Origin of the sequence: Ensifer sp. 22521 (assembly GCF_052044795.1) — a bacterium.
Classification (GTDB): Bacteria; Pseudomonadota; Alphaproteobacteria; order Rhizobiales; family Rhizobiaceae; genus Ensifer.
Window position 1 is genome coordinate 313,197 of sequence record NZ_JBQENM010000001.1, and the last position, 17,481, is coordinate 330,677.

The following is a 17,481-nucleotide window of genomic DNA, read 5'->3' on the forward strand; positions in this document are numbered from 1 at the left end:
CGGGATATTCATGGATGCGTCCCCATCGCGTGAATTATATTAGATAATTGTGATTTATCCAGTTATGCGGGCGTGCCGACCTGCGCGGTGGTCCAGGCGGTCACTCGAATTCGAGAATGAGACCGCCCGTACCGTCGGTTGACCCCATATCGTCCCAGGTGTCGACATAGACGGACTTCGTGTCGGCTCTGCCGTTGCGGTGCGCGTAGTACATGCCGATATCGTCGCCCTTCTTGCCCTCGTTCGGCATGTCCTGGAACCATTTCGTGTAGGTCAGCGGCTTGCCGTTATCCCAGCGCCAGCCGCCCTTGGGCTCCTTGCCCTGTGGATCTTGCGTAAGGCCGATCCATGGGCCCATCTTGTAGCTGACGTTTCCGGTGGGATCGTAGCCCGTCTGGAAGAACCTTTGGTCGGCGTTGAAAAGCGAGGCGACGAAAGTGTTCTCTTCTTGAGAGGAAATCGCCGCAAGATGCGCACCGCAACCGCTGGCGATCCCGCGCGCGTAAACCGCCAGAATCGTTCCCGTTTGCACGGCGACATAGAGATGCCCGCCGAACACGCCGTATACGGTATCGAAATGGCGCAGGCAGGTTAAAGCCTCCAGAACACGTTTATCGGTTTCGAGACCTTCGAGGTTGGCAACATCGTAGCGTCGGGCTTTGGTCGCGCTGTAGATGCCCTCCGCACTGTCGTTGACCTTTATGCCGAGGGCTGCTGCGGTGCGCTCGGTAATGAAACCGCTCGCCGGCTGGCGGTTGGTGCTTTGGAAGAGTTTGATCGCTTCGCGCGTCTGTCCACCGAAAACACCATCGGCCGTGCCCGCCGCAAATCCCTGGGCGGCAAGTGCGAGCTGGACGTTTCGCCGCTTGTCTTTGTCCGGCAACAGCCGTGCTTCGACGGATTGTGGCAGATGAGACTGGTTGCGCACCGCCGCGGGCTCGATCTGTGCCAGCGTCTGGCGAGCGAGTTCCGCATATTCGCCGGTGCGATGCTTTTCGATGAAGAAGTGCCAGATCCGAGGCGTGCCGATCCTCAACGCCTTCTTGAAATCCGCTTCTGCCTCAGTGTCCACGGGTTCCGTGGCCGGCGCCTGTGCGGCCGGCAGGGCGGCCTGGATCTGCGGCGCGGCCGCTTCCGGTCCGAAATAGAATTCGAGCGAAAGCGACGACAGGATCTGAGGCTGCTGCTTGCCCTGCGTTTCCTTGCGCACGTCGCGAACGACGCGTTTGAAGGCAGTGCCGACCTCCAGGCCGGCGCCGGGGAGATTGGCGATCAGAGCGCGCGTAAACGGCGAGTGCCCGTCGGTTCCATCGGCGGCCACTTGCCCGGGCGCGGCGGCAAAGGCGACGAGCGTGCCGGCACCCCGGGTCTCGATCGGCGCCAACCCTCTGGTCGCGCCGCCTCGGGTGGCGCCTTCGACTTCGGTATTCAGCCGGTTGGCGAGCGGGTTGTTGCGGCAGGCATCGAGGAAGATCATCGATATCCGGGCACGTTTCTCCAGCGCGGTAATGATCTCGGACAGGGCTATGGTTTCGGCGGGAACATCGAACTCGCTCTCGAGCTTCGCATCCGTCCCGATGAGGAAGTTCTCGCCGTGCAACTGCATGCCATGGCCGGCGTAATAGAAGAGGGCGACATCCTCCGGGCCGATTTTGCGCGAAAAGCTTGAAAGCGCGGCCGCAAGGCCCCTGCGGTCCGCGTTGAGCACAAGATCGGTTTCAAATCCCTGCCCGTCGAGGAAGGTGCCGAATGCTTCGGCGTCGCGCGAGGCATTGGGCAGCGTTCCTGCCGCCACGTAGTTCGTCATGCCGACGACGAGCGCAAGCCGCTTGCCGCTCTCCTCGGCGAGGCCATGCCCGACCACGAGCAAGACCATCGCGACCGAGAGGAGCCAGGATCTCACTTTCGCACGCCATTGCATGACCTACCCTCCAAGCCCACGGGACTGAAACGGATCGCCATGACGGGATATTCTTGGATGCGCCCCATCGCGTGCATTTATATTAGGTTTTTATAATGGATCGGGCAATGTCGACACTCAAGCCTCTGGCGGACATTTGTGGTGCCGATAGAAGAGGCAAAGCCCATGTTGTGCGGGTTCTGCCCCTCGGCCTGCCAATATGTTGCATTGTTACAGAAAATGATGCGGTGCAGCATAAATCTTCGCCGGATGCATTTTCAGCCTGAAGCATATACTGTAAATCGTCATAAAACACTGTATCTGGGTGGAGAGCAGGCATGACGAAATGGGTTTACACCTTCGGTGGGGGCAAGGCCGAAGGACGTGCAGGTGACCGCGAGCGGTTGGGTGGCAAGGGCGCAAACCTTGCCGAGATGTGCAACCTCGGCTTGCCGGTGCCGCCTGGCCTGACCATCGTCACCGATGCCTGCAACAACTTCTTCGACAACGACAGGCAAATGCCTGACGGCCTGCACGATCAGGTGCGCGAGGGTATCCGCCGGATGGAGGAGGTGACGGGCCGCGTCTTCGGCGACACCAGCCATCCCTTGCTGCTTTCGGTTCGCTCCGGTGCCCGCGCCTCGATGCCGGGCATGATGGATACAGTTCTCAATCTTGGGCTCAACGACGAGTCGGTGCACGCGCTCGGCCATGACGCCGGCGACGCGCGCTTTGCCTGGGACAGCTACCGTCGCTTCATCCAGATGTATGGCGACGTGGTCATGGGCGTCGATCACGACGTCTTCGAGGAAATCCTCGAAGATGAGAAAGCGCGTCTCGGCCACGAACAGGACACCGAGCTTTCCGCGGTCGAGTGGCAGCATGTCATCTCCCGCTACAAGGAGGCGATCGAAGAGGCGCTCGGCGAGCCGTTTCCGCAGGATCCGGAAGTACAGCTTTGGGGCGCCATCGGCGCCGTCTTCTCAAGCTGGATGAACGCGCGCGCGGTGACCTATCGTCATCTGCACGGAATTCCGGCTGCCTGGGGCACGGCGGTCAACGTCCAGGCGATGGTCTTCGGCAATCTCGGCAATGCGTCGGCAACCGGCGTCGCCTTCACCCGCAATCCGTCGACCGGCGAGAGCGAACTCTACGGCGAGTTCCTCGTCAACGCGCAAGGCGAAGACGTTGTTGCCGGCATTCGCACGCCGCAAAACATCACCGAGGCCGCGCGTCTCGCCTCCGGTTCCGACAAGCCGTCGCTCGAAAAGCTGATGCCGGAAGCCTTCACCGAGTTTCGGTCGATCTGTGATACGCTGGAGCGTCACTACCGCGACATGCAGGATCTGGAGTTCACCATCGAGCGCGGCACGCTCTGGATGCTGCAGACGCGCTCGGGCAAGCGCACCGCCAAGGCAGCGCTGAAGATCGCCGTCGATATGGCGGAGGAGGGCCTGATTTCCGAGCAGGAGGCCGTCGCCCGCATCGATCCGGCCTCGCTCGACCAGTTGCTGCATCCGACGATCGATCCGCATGCGCGGCGCGACATCATCGGCTCCGGCCTGCCGGCCTCGCCAGGTGCTGCGACCGGCGAAATCGTCTTCACCTCCGAGGAGGCGGTTCAGGCCGACAAGGAAGGCCGCAAGGTCATTCTCGTGCGCGTCGAAACCAGCCCGGAAGACATTCACGGCATGCACGCCGCCGAAGGCATCCTGACGACGCGCGGTGGCATGACCAGCCATGCGGCCGTCGTTGCCCGCGGCATGGGCACGCCTTGCGTTTCCGGCGCCGGCAGCATCCGCGTCGATCTTCGCAACGAATTGCTGACGGCCGGAAGCGTGACGCTCCGCAAGGGCGACGTCATCACCATCGACGGCTCGTCCGGTCAGGTGCTGAAAGGGTCGATCGCCATGCTGCAGCCGGAGCTTTCCGGCGACTTCGGCAAGATCATGGCCTGGGCGGATGCCAGCCGCCGCATGACTGTCAGAACCAATGCCGAAACCCCGGCGGATGCGCGCGCGGCGCGCTCCTTCGGCGCCGAGGGCATCGGCCTCTGCCGCACCGAGCACATGTTCTTCGAGGATGACCGCATCAACGTCATGCGCGAGATGATCCTCGCCGACGACGAGGCCGGCCGGCGCTTGGCACTCGCCAAGCTCCTGCCGATGCAGCGCTCGGATTTCGCCGAATTGTTCTCGATCATGCATGGCCTGCCGGTGACAATCCGCCTGCTCGACCCGCCGCTGCACGAGTTCTTGCCGAAGACCGACGAGGAGATCGCCGATGTCGCCGGCGCACTTTCGCTTGACCCGTCGGCACTGCGCCAGCGTGTCGACGAGCTGCACGAGTTCAACCCAATGCTCGGCCATCGTGGGTGCCGTCTGGCAATCTCCTATCCTGAGATCGCCGAGATGCAGGCGCGCGCCATCTTCGAGGCTGCCGTCGAGGCCGCCCGCGAAACCGGCGCGGCCGTCGTTCCTGAAATCATGGTGCCGCTCGTCGGCCTCCGGGCCGAACTCGACTACGTCAAGGAGCGCATCGACGCGGTCGCCAAGGCGGTGATCGGCGAAGCCGGCATCGGCATCGACTATCTCGTCGGCACGATGATCGAACTGCCGCGCGCAGCACTCCGCGCCGGCGTAATCGCCGAAGCGGCCGACTTCTTCTCTTTCGGCACCAACGACCTGACGCAGACGACCTTCGGCATCTCGCGCGACGACGCCTCGCAGTTCCTGGCGACCTACCAGCAGAAGGGCATCATCGAGCAGGACCCCTTCGTCTCGCTCGATTTCGAAGGTGTCGGCGAACTGATCCAGATCGCCGCCGAACGTGGACGACGCACCAAGAACGGCCTGAAGCTCGGCATCTGCGGCGAACATGGCGGTGACCCGGCCTCGATCCGCTTCTGCGAGGACGCCGGTCTCGACTACGTCTCCTGCTCGCCGTTCCGCGTACCGATTGCCCGTCTTGCCGCCGCCCAGGCGGCGATCAACGGCAAGGGGTAGGGGCGCCCTCTGCGTGTTGCAACGATGCAACGCGCGGACGCCGGTTTATCGGAGCCCTGCATTCCTGGTTGCACGCGGCGAGCGGATAGTGCATCAGCGCCTCGTTCGCGCCGTATCGGCGCGGGCGATCGCTAGCTATGCATGTGCATAGAGGTTTGTTCAGAACGGGACCGGAAAATGACGCAGTGCGTTTCCACACGCCCCTTGGGGCTTCGCGGCTAATCAGCGTTGATGCGCTGAAAGGGCCCGTCCTGCTGGCCAATGTGCCGGCTGTTTGACCCTGTTCTGGATTATTTTTCATGGGCAATCATTCTTTTGGGGACATCGTCCCCGAAGGCGACGATGGTGCGCGCAGAGCGACCGTCACGCATTATTTTACTGCCGGCAGCTGGATTGAAGGCGCGGCAGTTCATCAACTGGCGGGAATTGCCAGTCTCCCCGGCATGATCTCGGTCGCCGGTTTCCCGGATCTGCACCCGGGCAAGTATGGCCCCGTCGGCATGGTCGCGCTTTCGCAGCGGCTCTACCCGCAGCTGATCGGCAACGATATCGGCTGCGGCATGTCATTCTTCGAGCTCTCCTTGCCGCTGCGCAAATTCAAGGTCGAAAAGGCGGCCGAGCAACTGCGCAGGCTGGAGCAGATCGATCTCGGCGACATGGCAACCCGCCTGGCGGAGCACGATCTTTCGCCTGACATGGGCCCGCAATCCCTCGGCACCATCGGCGGCGGCAACCACTTCTGTGAGCTGCAGGCCGTGGACGAAGTGTTCGAGGACGAGGCGGAAAGTGTGGCCGACCGGCAGAAGCTCTATCTTCTGGTCCACTCGGGCTCGCGTTCGCTGGGCGCCAATCTTTTCGGTCGCACGCTCGGCACAGAACACTTGCGGGACGGTCTGGCTGCCGGTTCGGCCGCCGCCGTTGAATGGCTCGCCGGAAGCGGCGAGTGCGTTCGATGGGCTTCGCTTAACCGGCGAATGGTGGCGGAGCGGGCAGCGCGGACGTTGCGCGCCGATCTGTCGCTGGTTGCCGATATCCCGCACAACCTGGTGCGGGCCACGGCGTCGGGCTTCCTGCACTATAAGGGCGCGGCCGCAATCGGTGAGGATGCCGTCGCGCCGGTCGCTGGATCGCGCGCAACGCGAAGCTTTCTGGTGCGCGCCCTGGCCGGTGCGGAGCGATCGCATTGGGGCATCTCGCACGGTGCGGGGAGGAAATATGACCGTAAGGCCATGCACGGCCGCGTGGGTGGCAATCGCTCCGAGCGTGATGCCTTGCGCATCAATGCCTGGGGTGGTCTCGCAATCTGCGAGGATCGCAACCTGCTGATCGAGGAGGCGGCCGGCGCCTACAAGGATGCCGCTAAGGTTGTCGCAGACCTCGAGGCGTTCGGGCTTATTCGACCGATCGCGGCGATGAAGCCGCTCGTCACCTACAAGAACGTGCAGCCGCAGGAACGGGTGCGCGAGAAAACGAAGTGGGAGCGGACGACGATAAGGAGGATGCGCCATGGGTGAAGTAACGCTCTTTCTGACCTCCGGCAACGGTCCGGTGGAATGTCGCATTGCCATGGCCGCGCTGATCGACATCTTGGGCAAGGAAGCGAAGGTCAACGGCTGCAGCTTTGACCTGGCCCTTGGCGGGCAACCGGATGCGTTCGGTCCAAAATCCGCAATCGTCACGATGGCAGGCGCTCGATCCGAAGATTTGGCAAGAGCCTATTGCGGGACGATTCGCTTTGTTTTCAAGAGCCCGGTTAGAAAAGGGCATCAACGACAGAACTGGTTTGTCGGTGTCCGGCAAGTGGATCTTTCCGGCGCGGGCGTCGTACCGACGATCGAGCTTGGGGATTTGCGCTTCGAAACCTTGCGGGCCGGCGGGCCCGGTGGCCAGCATCAAAACACCACCGATAGCGCCGTGCGGGCGACGCATGTCCCCACGGGCCACACGGTCGTTTGCCGAGAGGAGCGATCGCAGCATCGCAACAAGGCAACTGCAATCCGCAGGCTTCAAGCCATTCTGGATCTCATCGCCGCCGGGAACGAGCAGCAAGAAAAGACGGCCTTGTTCATGGCCAGCAAGGAGCTGGAGCGGGGTAACGCGGTCAAGACCTTCCGCCTGTAGCCTTCCTTGGCGACCCGGGCTTGTGCGCCCGGGTCGCCTTGATACGCTGATCGTCGAGCCGCGACATTACCGGTTGCTTCGGTTGAACGCCTCCGTCAGCGCATGATGACGACGGGGCGGTCCCAGCCCCACATCATCACGTCGTTCTGATAGCGGAAGGCGCGCGATTCAGCGCGCCGGTCGAGTTCGATGCGTTGCAGGCAGGTGGCAAAGGCGTCGGTGCCGCGGCGGAAACCGTATGAGGCGCAGGTGTTGCCGTCGGCGATGCGCCGTTCCTCAGGTGTCGTCGTCTGGCACGCCGTCAGCAGCAGGGCGGCTGCGACTAGCATCGTCAATCGGGTCGTCATGATGTTCGTGTCTCCTGGGTGCCGCCTTCGTATTCATTTCTCGAATCGCAATTAATATAGGGAGTTGCGCCAAAAATCGAAGCGGATCACGCCAATTCTGCGGCAGGCGCGCGGTCGCACGCAGGGGAGACGCAAGGCGTACGATGTCGTCCTGAAAGTTGGTTTTCTGAGGCTTGGCCCGACGTGATCAGCACGCCAGAACCGGCACGTCAGCGCGTAGGTTTTTCGATTGAAGCCAGTTTGCACCGCCGCCGGCAGGCGGCGATCACATGCGTTCGAGCACGCCGACGAAGGACTCGGCAAAGCGCTCGAGGTCTCGCGTGCCATCGCCCGGGTGCTCGAGGCGGATGGTCGTGCCCTGCTCATCAAGGCAGGCAAACAGGATCGATGTTTCGGTGTCCTGTTCGCCAAGCCGGAGCACGGCGACACTCAGGCAATCTTCGACCAGTTCCGAAGCAGGCAATGCAAACAGAAACTCGCCGCCGGCATTGTCGGCAACGGTCCGGACAAAACCAGCGAAATCGTCCTTGTTTCCGGAAAAGCCGTCGAGGGAGAGTTCGAGCTCGAAGAGCCCCATCGGAACTCCGCCGTCACGCGGGGGAAGAGGGGTAGGGGTGGCAATGGCCACGGCTGCCTGCGATGCGCCCATGTCGGTTCTCCGTCGATCGCCGCGTACTCTCGCATGAAGCCGTGCGCGGCCGTTGCCTCCGATTGAAACTCCGCGCCGGCCGATTCTTGGGCGCGCGGGCACATTCCCATGTGTTGATAGGTGGTTAACGAGAATGGCGATTTTGCGGCGAAGCCTCAGGCGTGGCCCGCGGCGCGGCGGCCGACTGGGCATTGCCTGTTTTCACGGCACGGGGCATGGTCTAAGAATGCGATCTGTTTCGCGGCAGGGGATTGATTCAACTACATGATGGTCCGGTACGAGCGTCCCTATTCCTATGCCGCCCATTGGGCGCGTCGCTTCGCCCGTGTCTCCTTCGTGCTCTTTGTGCTCTCGCTGCTGGCGCACCGCTTCGGGCCACTGACGACACCGCATTTCCTGGCTCTTGTCGGCCTGTCCGGCATTTTCGCGCTGCTCGGCGTATTGCTTGCCGTCGTCGGTCTTGCACGCCTCTGGCAGGTCGCCGCGATCGGCGGCCTCGCGTCTGCTGCGGCTCTTGTCTATGCCGCGCCGGCGCTCGGTTTCATCGGCTTCGGCGTCGTGCAATATCTGACCCGCCCGGCGATCTACGATGTCAGCACCGACACGGTGACGCCGCCGCCATGGCTCAAGGTACCGCAGACCGAAGAGAGCTGGCTGAAACGCAAGGGCGCTGTGACGCCCGAGGACCGGGAAGCGCAGATCCTTGCCTATCCGGGCCTCACCGGCCGGCGCTACGATGGCGCACTCGACCGCGTTTACCAGGGCGTGCGCACTGTCATCGAACAGAACCGCGTCGGCATCACCGAGGAGCTTGGCGTCGAAAACGCCCGCGCCGATCTCGAGGATCTGACCGTACGGCCGAATGCCGGGGCGGAGACGACCGTCGAACCGGAGAACGTACCGGTGCCGGCGGCGCGGCCGGAACTCTCGCTCGAAGGGGCGATTGCGGGGCGCCGCGCCAGCGACGTCGTGCTCCAGGGCGAATGGCGCACGCTGATCGCCGGCTTCCGTTTCGATGTGTTGATCCGGCTGCGCGAAGAGGCCGAAACGACCTTCGTAGACCTGCGTGTCGCCTCCCGCTATGGCCCGCATGACCTCGGCATGGGCGCCGCCTTCGCTGATCAGTTCCTGCGGGCGCTCGATGCCGAGCTGCTCGGCATTGCCGGCGATTGATCGGCAGAGTACCGCCAGGAGACGTCAGTCGTTCACGGCGGCGCCGCGGCCATCGAATCCAGCGGTAGCTTTTCGGTCGAGGGCGGGCGCCCGCAACGACGTCGACTCATCGGCTGGTGCAAGCCAGCCGCGATAGCGCACGATCAAGCCGGTCAAGGGGCTTTCGACCTCCACATGGAAGTGAAACAGGCCGTCGCGATCTTCCTCGAACGTCCGACCGCCCGGCGCGAGCCGCAAGGGAAGCGGGAGGCCGAGGAAGGACCAGGCGCGAACCGAGAGGTGCAGGCGATTTTCTGCAGGCTCCAAGGCGCACAGGATGCGGACCGGTCCGAAATCCTCCACCAGCAGTTGTTCGTTCCGCTTCTCTATCTTCTGCTGTGAACTGCGCAGGATCTTTTCACCGAAGCGCCGGGTCCAGACCTCCCGACCATTGCCGCAGGCGAAGCGGATATCGACCGGCACATCCGCACCGGCGCTAGGAAAGCCGAAGACAGAGGCGACAAGACGGGCCCAGATCGATCCGCCTCGCTCGACGACCGCACGTCCGCAAAAGGTGGCGTGTCCTTCCGACCTGTCATGCAGGGCGCGGATAGAGGCAGGCACGCGATCCCAGTCGCGTCCGAGGATCCGCCGGTAGAGGCTCTGCTGTTGGACCATGATTTCCGTCGTCATGCGATGAAGCGTCCACGCTCCTCGGGCGTCGGCACCATGCAACTCTGACGGCGCCCGGCGATGCGATAGCGGTTTTTCGCAACGAGATCATAGAGTGGGTCGCGAAGGGCAGCGGGCAGGATACGGCAGACGTTCACCAGCGACCATGGCAGGCCGAGCCGCTCAAGCGTCCGCATCGAGCCGTCGGATTTGAAGCGGGCGACGCCGTCCTCGATCAGGAGGTTGCTTTCGAAGCTGCTGGCGTCAAGGCCGTAGTGCCGATAGAGCGCCTGGCCAAGCGGCGACTGCGCTGTGAGATAGCGATATTGCGCTCGCCGGTCACGGCGAAGCAGGAAACGTACCCAGCCGGAACAGAAAATGCATTCGCCGTCGAAGACGATTACGGGTTTGTCGTCAGCAAAGGCAGGCACCGCGGCATCGCTGCGATAGCTGTAGGCCTCCCGCCGCATGATCAGCCGGCTCCGCCAGGCGCCAGCCGGTAGGCGCCAAGGAGCGAGGGCGGCCCATCGGTCTCGACCCGCCCTTGCTCGATCAGGTCTTCCAGATGGGCAAGGACCGAAAGTGCCGCCGCCCCATGCAGCCGGATATCGGTCGAGGCATAGATGACCTTGACCATATCTGGGATACGGCTGTCGCCGGCTCGGATGCGTTCGAGCACGGCGCGTTCGCGCATCTTGCGGTGGGCGCGCAAGCCACGAAGGAAGGAGGCGGGCTCGGTCACCGGCCCGCCATGGCCGGGCAGGTAGAGATGCTCGTCGCGGTAAAGCAGCTTTTCGAGCGAGGCCATGTAGTCGGCCATGGCGCCATCCGGCGGCGCGACGATCGTCGTCGCCCAAGCCATGACGTGGTCCGCGGAAAAGAGGATACCGGTGCCGTCGAGTGCGAAGGCCATGTGGTTGGCCGTATGGCCGGGCGTCGTCAGCCCCGTCAGACTCCAGCCATCGCCCTCGATCCGCCCGCCATCGGCAAGCACGAGATCGGGGGCGAACTCCATGTCCGAACTCTCGGCGAAAGGATTGGTCTCGCCCGTATGCAAGGGGCGGGCGGAGCGGTGTGGCCCTTCGCCCACGATCAGCGCGCCGGTCGCAGCCTTCAGCCGGCGCGCAAGTGGCGAGTGGTCGCGATGCGTATGGCTGACGGCGATATGGGTGACTTCACGGCCAGCAAGGGCCGCCATCAGCGCCTCAAAATGCGCCTCGTCGTCCGGGCCGGGGTCGATCACCGCAACGGAACGCTTTCCGACGATATAGCTGTTGGTGCCGTGGAAGGTGAAGGGGCCGGGATTGTTGACGGTGATGCGCTGCACATCGTCCGCAACTGTCACGGCCTCGCCGTGGGCCGGCTTGAAATCGAGATCGAAGTCCGGGCCCTGCATGCGTCTCTTCCTGGCTTTCACTTGTATTCGATCTCGATGAACGACATCGGCTCGGCTCCGGCATTGACGACATTGTGCGCCATGCCCGCCTCGCGGCGATAGGCCGCCCCCTTGGCGATATCGACGCGGCGGCTGCCGCCTTCCTCCTCGAGCAGGAACTGGCAGTCGGTCATCGGCACGACGACATAGCCGAGCCCGTGCACATGATGGCCGGTGTCGGCGCCGGGCTCGAAATCCCAGCGGGTGATCCGCACAACCGCGTCATCGACGAGCACGCTCGGAACGGCAGGAGGGCGGGCGCGAAACTGGCTCATGATCTTCTCCATTTCGGCGGGACAATAGGAGGTGCGATGCAGGAAGGGAAGGGTGCAGGCGGCAGCGGCAGACGTTGTGTCGCGGTGTGCTCGCCGGCCATTTGCACAGCTGATCGACAAATCCGCCGAAAAACCAACTTAGTGTCAACTTAGTGATTGTGACGGACGGCGAGCTTTGATAATCAGGCGCTCGATTTGGCGGGCTTGTTTTCCGTCAGTCCAGTTGGGGCGTCGCCAAGCGGTAAGGCACCGGTTTTTGGTACCGGCATTCCCAGGTTCGAATCCTGGCGCCCCAGCCATCATCTTCCAAACATGCGATTGAGAACCGGCAAGCGTGCCGGATATGCCTGTGCTCTTGTCAAGTCACTCTGCAACTGACACGCTAGTGCCGTTGATTCCTACTTGTATGAGGGAGAAGATGGCTCACAAATTCGAAATCTACAAAGACAAGGCTGGCGAGTACCGCGTTCGCTTCAAGTACAACAGCGAAGTGATGTTCTCGACCGAGGGCTACAAGACCAAGGCCAGCGCCCAGAACGCCATCGACTCGATCAAGAAGAACGGTCCCGACGCACCCGTCGAGGACAACAGCAGCAGCTGAGTTCGACATTCTTTCCATAGAAAAAGCCCGCCGATTTTCACCGGCGGGCTTTTTTGTTTCTTGGCGTTTAGCTTGCGGTTGCGGCCGGCTTGGTCTGTGCCGGTGCGCCCAGGAACTCTTCGCACCAGCTCGGGCCATCGGCACGCTTGCGGTCGCCGGCAATGCGGATCGAGCGGATGACATAGTCGGACGAGACGGTAAGCTGGACCGAGCAGCTCAGATATTCCGTGCGGGCCGATGAGATGCGCTTGCCGCGCTTGCCGTCCTTGGTGGTTTCGTACTGCGCCGGGACCTTGCGGGTCTTGTAGCCGCCCTTCCAGCTATAGACGGTTGAGCTGCCGCTTTCGACGTCGGAGATCGGCGGACCGTATTGAGCGAAGAAGCCGCCGGCCGGCTGGCCGAGCCAACGCGCTTCGACCGCGTTCTTGGAGATCCCCGTTCCGGTCGTCGTGCAGCCGGCAAGCACGAGCGCAAGGCCCGCCACCGTCATCATGCGGAAGTTCATGTTTCTGTCCCTTTGGTTCTCGTTCTGAAATAGGCATGGCGCGGAAGCCCGTATCCCCTGGTTTTCCGCGCTTTCCGTTGTGCCTCTAGCGCCAAACCAGGCGAAAGGAAATCCACGCCGCGCCTTGCATTTCAGGAAAATATGAAGCGTTGCACAAAGTCCCTATCGGGCGGGCTTTCAGGCGCCGCCGCCCCCGGAAAACGGCAATTTCCGCAAGAGTTTTCCACCGTCACAAGTTTTTTGAAAAAGGCGCAAGGTTTTTCGAGATAGGCGCTTGTGAAATCAAAATGCCTGTTCTATAGAGGCGCCGCTGGTCACGGAGTGTAGCGCAGTCTGGTAGCGCACCACGTTCGGGACGTGGGGGTCGCAAGTTCGAATCTTGCCACTCCGACCAGCCAAATCAATCCTTTACCCGATCATTGCCTTGCATGGCGCTCGGCGCCGCACCGTATGCGCTTGCGCTTTGCGCGCCTGTTCCGGCGTCGATCCTTACGCCCACACGTCCTCCATCTTAGCCGTTCGTCGCTCCCTCGAAGCCGTTGGTCGAATAGCCGTGCATTCGCACCCGGGTCGGCCTGTCTGGGCGAAGGCGAAGGCTCTAGGTTTCCGCCACAGTCCATCAACGACGAGGAACGGGAATGTCGATCAAACATCTATCGATTGCAGCGGTTCTGCTCATGGCCGGCCATTCGGTGGCGGCGGCGCAGAGCTGCGAGAAGAATTTCAAGGCTTCGGGCGTGCCGCTGGTGACGCCGGTCTTTTACAAGACCTGGCAGGAGTTTCCGAAGCTGAAGCCCGAGGCCGCCTTGCAGCGGATGGCACGGGGCGTCGCGGCGGAAGGATTTTCGGGAATCGAGATCAACAAGTCGCTCGGGACCATCGAGGCCTATCAGGATACCGCCGGCTCCGGACGGCTGCAGACGCTGCGCGTCGTTGCCCGCAAGCGCGGTTCAGGCACGCGGGTTGATGCGATGTTCGATATTCAGGTGGGGCAGGTGACCACCAAACAGGTGGTGCAGGAGGGGCTCTGCAACATCATCCGCTCCGCAGTCGAGTAGGGACCAGCGGGCGCAACGGACAGGCAGCAGCAGGAGAGCGTTTCCATTGTCGATATGGTAACGCTCCGTCCGCTTGTCAGCCCTGCCGTTCGAGCGCCTTTAGCGTCGATTGGGCCGCCGCCTGTGCTTGCAGCATCGACGTAAAATTGCCCTGGGCGGGATAGGTGACGCCGCGATATTTGATAACGAAGCACCATTTGCCGTTGATGCGTTTCTCGACCTTCACGGTGGTTTCCGGTTGCTTGTCCGTGCTCACCTTCTCGTCTCCCTGATTCGGCGCATCGTTGCGCGAAAGTCGTCCAGATACGCCGGAGAGGTCGGTTCTGTCCATCGATACGCCGCATACATGGGGCGCTGTGGCGGGGGAGAGGCCAGGGAAGAGTGCCTATGCCGGGCAGGAACCTTGCTGCCGGTCCACGGTCAGGCGGACTGTCCCACAACGTCCAGGAACGGTGAAACAGCCCTATCGATCCTCATGATCGACGCGCCAACTTACGAATGCGAAGACGAATGAAAAGGTGTGATCTGTGCGATTTCGGGTCAAGGTGAAGCGATTGCCAGCCCTGTCCCGTTTTGGGACGGTGGCGGCTTCAGGGCGTCGCAGAGCCTCCCGCAGGGAGCGGATCCAACCGCGGCGGATCACTCTTGCACCAGCAATGCGCGGCTTTATTGTTCACTTTGAAACGACGTGTTCACGGAATGATGTCTTATCAGCGTGAACAATCAGGGCGATATTTCCGTCAACACTTGTTCTTGCCCGAGAGGCTCAGATGTTGAAGGAACCGATATTCACCTTTCGCGAGATCGCCATATGGACCGCCATACTTGGCAGCGTCGTAGGCTATCAGCTTTGGCAGCACGCCGAACCGGCGCCGTTGACGATGGTTCTCCCGGCGATCGAGCAGCAGCTTTGATGAATGAATGCCGGCAGGAGTTCACTCCTCCGGCATGCCGTTGCGCCTGGCCGCCTGCAGCAGGTCTATTTCGCCGGCGACCGGACCGAACTGGTTCTCCAGTCGCTCGGCTTCCTCCGCATCGAGCCGATATTTCCGGGCAAATGCTTCGATCGATACCATGCGCCCACGAAAACCTTTTTGCCTCGCATCCTCGCCTTGATGTTCCGTTTTCATGGTGCTTCTCCCATGCGCCAGGGAGATAGGGCGACGGACTTGTTTGAAAAGGCCCAAATCGACCGATAGCAACCGCGGTATCAGCAACGAAAAAGGGGCCTTGTTCGGGGCCCCTTTTTTGTGTGTGCTGCGGCTTTCGATCAGCCGTCGATATCGTCGATGATCTCGACCGCCTTGCCGGCGCTGACGCGTCGGATTTCGGCCTCCTCGCGGCGGCCCGCGAAGAGTTCGGTCGCCATCAACTGGTCGGCGAGGTCCGCCGGCAGCGAGAGGATGACGCGGGCGTCTTCCGTGTGGATGCCGCCGAGTGCCGAGCGCTTGGCCGTGATCATGCCGCCAGCCACCGTGTTGTTGGTGTCCGGATCGATCAGGATGAAGGCGCCGGTGAAGCGGTTCTGCTCGTAGGTGTCGAAGATCGCCTGCTCGTCGAATGCGAGATGCACCTTGCCGATGGCGTTCATCGGCAGCTGCTCGGCATGGTTCCACTTGCCGGTCTTAAGGTCGAGCTGGCTTGCCGGCTGGATCTGGACGCGCTGGCGGCGGCTGCCGCTCTTCAGCCAGTAGCGCTTGCCCGGCTGGATGCCTTCCGGCTGTAGGGCAACGAGCTGGGCATCGAAGGCAAGGCCTGTCAGCGGCTGGCTGTCGATCGCCACGATCATGTCGCCGCGCGACACGTCCACCTGGCGGTCGAGCACCAGCGTGATCGCGTCGCCGGCGACGGCGGCGTTGCGCACGAGGTCGAAGGTGACGATCTTGGTGACGTTGGCCACCATGCCGGAGGGCAGGATGACGACACTGTCGCCCGGCTTCACCGAGCCACCGGCAACCGTGCCCTGATAGCCGCGGAAGCTTTCGCCGGGCCGCGAGACGCGCTGTACCGGCAGGCGGAAGCCGACGGTCTGGGCCGAACGGGTGGTTGCCAGTTCCAGCACCTCGATCAGCGTCGGGCCGTCATACCAGGGCATGGAGGCGCGGCCGTCGTAGACGACGTTCTCGCCCTTCAGAGCCGAGACGGGAATAGCTGTGACCTGGCGCACGCCAAGCGACAATGCCAGTTCCCGGAACTCGTGGTTGATTTCTTCGAAGCGGGCGCGATCGTAGTCGGTCAGGTCGATCTTGTTGACCGCCAGTACGAACTGCTTGATGCCCATCAGCGTTGCGATCGTCGCATGCCGGCGGGTCTGCTCGAGCAGGCCGACGCGGGCGTCGACCAGCAGCACGGCGAGGTCGGCGGTCGAGGCGCCCGTTGCCATGTTGCGGGTATATTGCTCGTGGCCGGGCGTGTCGGCGACGATGAAGGAGCGCTTGTCGGTCGAGAAATAGCGATAGGCGACATCGATGGTGATGCCCTGTTCGCGCTCGGCCTGCAGGCCGTCGAGGAGCAGCGCAAAGTCGGGCAGGCCGAGATCGTTCTGCTTGCCGTTGGAATCGCGCTGAAGCGTCGCGGCCTGGTCTTCCTTGACCGCCTTGGTGTCCCAGAGCAGGCGACCGATCAGCGTCGACTTGCCGTCATCGACCGAGCCGCAGGTGATGAGGCGAAGCGGGCGGCTGTCACGCGCGGCGCGCGCCGGCTCCTGCGCCGGAAAGGCCAGAACCTCGCCGGCAGCAACGTGCTCAACGGCATTCGCGGTTGCGGGAGCAGTCATCAGAAATATCCTTCGCGTTTTTTCTTTTCCATCGAGCCGGACTGGTCGCGGTCGATGGCGCGGCCCTGGCGTTCGGATACGGTCGCGGTTTCGAGTTCGGAAATGATGTCGTCGAGCGTCGTCGCGCTGGAGCGGATGGCGCCGGTCAGCGGGAAGCAGCCGAGGGTGCGGAAGCGGATCACTTCCTCGCGCTTGGTTTCGCCTGGCAGCAGTTCGAGGCGCGGGTCTTCGGCCAGGATCATCATGCCGTCGCGTTCGACGATCGGGCGCTTCTCAGCGAAGTAGAGCGGCACGATCGGGATCTCTTCTGCCTGGATGTAGCGCCAGATGTCGACTTCGGTCCAGTTTGAGAGCGGGAACGCCCGCACGCTTTCGCCCTTGCGGATCATGCCGTTATAGACGTTCCAGAGTTCCGGACGCTGGTTGCGCGGATCCCAGCGATGATCCGGCGTGCGGAAGGAGTAGATGCGTTCCTTGGCACGGCTTGCTTCCTCGTCGCGCCGCGCGCCGCCGAAAGCCGCGTCGAACTGGCCGGCGTCGAGCGCCTGGCGCAGCGCCTCGGTCTTCATGATGTCGGTATAGAGCGCCGAACCGTGGCTGAAGGGCGTGACGTTCTCGGCTGCACCGCGCGGGTTGATGTGCTCGATCAGGTCGAGGTCGTAACGCTCGACGGTCTCGTTGCGAAACGCGATCATCTCGGCGAACTTCCAGCCGGTGTTGACGTGCAACAGCGGGAAGGGCACGCGGCCGGGATAGAAGGCCTTACGGGCGAGGTGCAGCAGCACCGAGGAGTCCTTGCCGATCGAATAGAGCATGACCGGGCGTTCGAACTCGGCGGCCACCTCGCGGAAGATGTGGATTGCTTCGTTCTCGAGTGCCTTCAGATGCGGATCGAGCGGCGGCTTGGCGCTCTGCGGATTGTGCAGTTCCGTTTCCGGATGGATATGGGGCATTTCAGTCTCCGGGAGGATTTGTCTTCAGACGA

Annotated in this window: 19 protein-coding genes and 2 tRNA genes; 9 read left to right on the forward strand and 12 right to left on the reverse strand. The window is 62.7% G+C overall.

Annotated elements, in window-relative coordinates; all coding sequences use genetic code 11:
- Window positions 1–100: 100 nt before the first annotated feature.
- Window positions 101–1,921, reverse strand: coding sequence for a caspase family protein (locus ACTJKE_RS01430; RefSeq protein ID WP_440691064.1), 1,821 nt, complete (start codon window positions 1,919–1,921; stop codon window positions 101–103).
- Window positions 1,922–2,238: 317 nt separating this feature from the next.
- Between ACTJKE_RS01430 and ppdK the strand changes: the two genes are divergently transcribed.
- The 3 genes from ppdK (at window position 2,239) to prfH (ending at window position 7,026) form a co-directional block, all read left to right on the forward strand.
- A complete protein-coding gene (gene ppdK, locus ACTJKE_RS01435; RefSeq protein WP_057250621.1) occupies window positions 2,239–4,905 on the forward strand; it encodes a pyruvate, phosphate dikinase in 2,667 nt (888 codons plus the stop codon).
- A 299-nt stretch (window positions 4,906–5,204) separates the two neighbouring features.
- Window positions 5,205–6,419 (forward strand): RNA ligase RtcB family protein, encoded by a 1,215-nt coding sequence (locus tag ACTJKE_RS01440; RefSeq protein WP_113132848.1) that lies wholly within the window; start codon window positions 5,205–5,207, stop codon window positions 6,417–6,419.
- A complete protein-coding gene (gene prfH, locus ACTJKE_RS01445; RefSeq protein WP_058320360.1) occupies window positions 6,412–7,026 on the forward strand; it encodes a peptide chain release factor H in 615 nt (204 codons plus the stop codon). The genes ACTJKE_RS01440 and prfH overlap by 8 nt, the downstream gene beginning before the upstream one ends.
- 95 nt (window positions 7,027–7,121) lie before the next feature.
- On the opposite strand, the gene ACTJKE_RS01450 is transcribed toward prfH, so the two are convergent.
- Both ACTJKE_RS01450 and ACTJKE_RS01455 read right to left on the reverse strand, forming a co-directional pair.
- The gene (locus ACTJKE_RS01450) at window positions 7,122–7,373 is read right to left on the reverse strand and encodes a hypothetical protein (protein WP_110878088.1); all 252 of its coding nucleotides are present in this window, start codon (window positions 7,371–7,373) and stop codon (window positions 7,122–7,124) included.
- A gap of 265 nt (window positions 7,374–7,638) precedes the next feature.
- Window positions 7,639–8,022, reverse strand: coding sequence for a hypothetical protein (locus ACTJKE_RS01455; RefSeq protein ID WP_110878089.1), 384 nt, complete (start codon window positions 8,020–8,022; stop codon window positions 7,639–7,641).
- A gap of 264 nt (window positions 8,023–8,286) precedes the next feature.
- On the opposite strand from ACTJKE_RS01455, the gene ACTJKE_RS01460 reads away from it, so the two are divergent.
- Window positions 8,287–9,195: a DUF1499 domain-containing protein gene (locus ACTJKE_RS01460; RefSeq protein WP_058320358.1), complete on the forward strand. Its 909-nt coding sequence runs from the start codon at window positions 8,287–8,289 to the stop codon at window positions 9,193–9,195.
- Between the two features lie 24 nt (window positions 9,196–9,219).
- Here the strand turns inward: ACTJKE_RS01460 and ACTJKE_RS01465 are convergent, their stop codons facing one another.
- The 4 genes from ACTJKE_RS01465 to ACTJKE_RS01480 are packed head-to-tail and all read right to left on the reverse strand — an operon-like array spanning window position 9,220 to window position 11,556.
- Window positions 9,220–9,867 carry a DUF4166 domain-containing protein gene (locus ACTJKE_RS01465; RefSeq protein ID WP_112995345.1) on the reverse strand — a complete coding sequence of 216 codons (648 nt, stop codon included), beginning with the start codon at window positions 9,865–9,867 and terminating at the stop codon, window positions 9,220–9,222.
- Complete coding sequence (locus ACTJKE_RS01470; protein ID WP_440691067.1) at window positions 9,864–10,316, reverse strand: thiol-disulfide oxidoreductase DCC family protein; 453 nt, start codon at window positions 10,314–10,316, stop codon at window positions 9,864–9,866. The genes ACTJKE_RS01465 and ACTJKE_RS01470 overlap by 4 nt, the downstream gene beginning before the upstream one ends.
- 2 nt (window positions 10,317–10,318) lie before the next feature.
- Window positions 10,319–11,242, reverse strand: a complete 924-nt coding sequence (locus tag ACTJKE_RS01475) for an MBL fold metallo-hydrolase (protein WP_112995347.1) — start codon at window positions 11,240–11,242, stop codon at window positions 10,319–10,321.
- Between the two features lie 17 nt (window positions 11,243–11,259).
- The gene (locus tag ACTJKE_RS01480) at window positions 11,260–11,556 is read right to left on the reverse strand and encodes a cupin domain-containing protein (RefSeq protein ID WP_065372590.1); all 297 of its coding nucleotides are present in this window, start codon (window positions 11,554–11,556) and stop codon (window positions 11,260–11,262) included.
- A 224-nt stretch (window positions 11,557–11,780) separates the two neighbouring features.
- Here ACTJKE_RS01480 and ACTJKE_RS01485 point away from each other — a divergent pair.
- Together ACTJKE_RS01485 and ACTJKE_RS01490 are read left to right on the forward strand one after the other, a co-directional pair.
- A tRNA-Gln gene (locus ACTJKE_RS01485) sits at window positions 11,781–11,855 on the forward strand.
- A 119-nt stretch (window positions 11,856–11,974) separates the two neighbouring features.
- The gene (locus tag ACTJKE_RS01490; protein ID WP_057250604.1) at window positions 11,975–12,157 is read left to right on the forward strand and encodes a YegP family protein; all 183 of its coding nucleotides are present in this window, start codon (window positions 11,975–11,977) and stop codon (window positions 12,155–12,157) included.
- 67 nt (window positions 12,158–12,224) lie between these two features.
- Here ACTJKE_RS01490 and ACTJKE_RS01495 read toward each other — a convergent pair whose 3' ends face one another.
- On the reverse strand, window positions 12,225–12,662 hold the full coding sequence (locus ACTJKE_RS01495; protein WP_112995348.1) for a hypothetical protein: 438 nt from the start codon (window positions 12,660–12,662) through the stop codon (window positions 12,225–12,227).
- 317 nt (window positions 12,663–12,979) lie between these two features.
- Here ACTJKE_RS01495 and ACTJKE_RS01500 point away from each other — a divergent pair.
- Together ACTJKE_RS01500 and ACTJKE_RS01505 are read left to right on the forward strand one after the other, a co-directional pair.
- Window positions 12,980–13,056: transfer RNA gene (locus tag ACTJKE_RS01500), tRNA-Pro, on the forward strand.
- Between the two features lie 250 nt (window positions 13,057–13,306).
- Complete coding sequence (locus ACTJKE_RS01505) at window positions 13,307–13,720, forward strand: hypothetical protein (protein ID WP_440659895.1); 414 nt, start codon at window positions 13,307–13,309, stop codon at window positions 13,718–13,720.
- A 76-nt stretch (window positions 13,721–13,796) separates the two neighbouring features.
- Here ACTJKE_RS01505 and ACTJKE_RS01510 read toward each other — a convergent pair whose 3' ends face one another.
- Complete coding sequence (locus ACTJKE_RS01510; protein WP_112995467.1) at window positions 13,797–13,976, reverse strand: hypothetical protein; 180 nt, start codon at window positions 13,974–13,976, stop codon at window positions 13,797–13,799.
- Between the two features lie 514 nt (window positions 13,977–14,490).
- Between ACTJKE_RS01510 and ACTJKE_RS01515 the strand changes: the two genes are divergently transcribed.
- Window positions 14,491–14,634, forward strand: a complete 144-nt coding sequence (locus tag ACTJKE_RS01515; protein ID WP_093232085.1) for a hypothetical protein — start codon at window positions 14,491–14,493, stop codon at window positions 14,632–14,634.
- A gap of 21 nt (window positions 14,635–14,655) precedes the next feature.
- Here ACTJKE_RS01515 and ACTJKE_RS01520 read toward each other — a convergent pair whose 3' ends face one another.
- The 3 genes from ACTJKE_RS01520 to cysD form a co-directional block, all read right to left on the reverse strand.
- The gene (locus tag ACTJKE_RS01520) at window positions 14,656–14,850 is read right to left on the reverse strand and encodes a hypothetical protein (RefSeq protein WP_057250601.1); all 195 of its coding nucleotides are present in this window, start codon (window positions 14,848–14,850) and stop codon (window positions 14,656–14,658) included.
- A 140-nt stretch (window positions 14,851–14,990) separates the two neighbouring features.
- Window positions 14,991–16,496, reverse strand: coding sequence for a sulfate adenylyltransferase subunit CysN (gene cysN, locus ACTJKE_RS01525; protein WP_057250599.1), 1,506 nt, complete (start codon window positions 16,494–16,496; stop codon window positions 14,991–14,993).
- The gene (gene cysD, locus ACTJKE_RS01530; RefSeq protein ID WP_112995350.1) at window positions 16,496–17,449 is read right to left on the reverse strand and encodes a sulfate adenylyltransferase subunit CysD; all 954 of its coding nucleotides are present in this window, start codon (window positions 17,447–17,449) and stop codon (window positions 16,496–16,498) included. Before cysD ends, cysN begins: the two co-directional genes overlap by 1 nt.
- Window positions 17,450–17,481 lie beyond the last annotated feature (32 nt).

What these genes read in the sequence shown, in the direction of transcription:
- ACTJKE_RS01430 (WP_440691064.1), bottom strand. Translation starts at nt 1,921, where the DNA reads ATGCAATGGCGTGCGAAAGTGAGATCCTGGCTCCTCTCGGTCGCGATG.
- ppdK (WP_057250621.1), top strand. Translation starts at nt 2,239, where the DNA reads ATGACGAAATGGGTTTACACCTTCGGTGGGGGCAAGGCCGAAGGACGT.
- ACTJKE_RS01440 (WP_113132848.1), top strand. Translation starts at nt 5,205, where the DNA reads ATGGGCAATCATTCTTTTGGGGACATCGTCCCCGAAGGCGACGATGGT.
- prfH (WP_058320360.1), top strand. Translation starts at nt 6,412, where the DNA reads ATGGGTGAAGTAACGCTCTTTCTGACCTCCGGCAACGGTCCGGTGGAA.
- ACTJKE_RS01450 (WP_110878088.1), bottom strand. Translation starts at nt 7,373, where the DNA reads ATGACGACCCGATTGACGATGCTAGTCGCAGCCGCCCTGCTGCTGACG.
- ACTJKE_RS01455 (WP_110878089.1), bottom strand. Translation starts at nt 8,022, where the DNA reads ATGGGCGCATCGCAGGCAGCCGTGGCCATTGCCACCCCTACCCCTCTT.
- ACTJKE_RS01460 (WP_058320358.1), top strand. Translation starts at nt 8,287, where the DNA reads ATGATGGTCCGGTACGAGCGTCCCTATTCCTATGCCGCCCATTGGGCG.
- ACTJKE_RS01465 (WP_112995345.1), bottom strand. Translation starts at nt 9,867, where the DNA reads ATGACGACGGAAATCATGGTCCAACAGCAGAGCCTCTACCGGCGGATC.
- ACTJKE_RS01470 (WP_440691067.1), bottom strand. Translation starts at nt 10,316, where the DNA reads ATGCGGCGGGAGGCCTACAGCTATCGCAGCGATGCCGCGGTGCCTGCC.
- ACTJKE_RS01475 (WP_112995347.1), bottom strand. Translation starts at nt 11,242, where the DNA reads ATGCAGGGCCCGGACTTCGATCTCGATTTCAAGCCGGCCCACGGCGAG.
- ACTJKE_RS01480 (WP_065372590.1), bottom strand. Translation starts at nt 11,556, where the DNA reads ATGAGCCAGTTTCGCGCCCGCCCTCCTGCCGTTCCGAGCGTGCTCGTC.
- ACTJKE_RS01490 (WP_057250604.1), top strand. Translation starts at nt 11,975, where the DNA reads ATGGCTCACAAATTCGAAATCTACAAAGACAAGGCTGGCGAGTACCGC.
- ACTJKE_RS01495 (WP_112995348.1), bottom strand. Translation starts at nt 12,662, where the DNA reads ATGAACTTCCGCATGATGACGGTGGCGGGCCTTGCGCTCGTGCTTGCC.
- ACTJKE_RS01515 (WP_093232085.1), top strand. Translation starts at nt 14,491, where the DNA reads ATGTTGAAGGAACCGATATTCACCTTTCGCGAGATCGCCATATGGACC.
- ACTJKE_RS01520 (WP_057250601.1), bottom strand. Translation starts at nt 14,850, where the DNA reads ATGAAAACGGAACATCAAGGCGAGGATGCGAGGCAAAAAGGTTTTCGT.
- cysN (WP_057250599.1), bottom strand. Translation starts at nt 16,496, where the DNA reads ATGACTGCTCCCGCAACCGCGAATGCCGTTGAGCACGTTGCTGCCGGC.
- cysD (WP_112995350.1), bottom strand. Translation starts at nt 17,449, where the DNA reads ATGCCCCATATCCATCCGGAAACGGAACTGCACAATCCGCAGAGCGCC.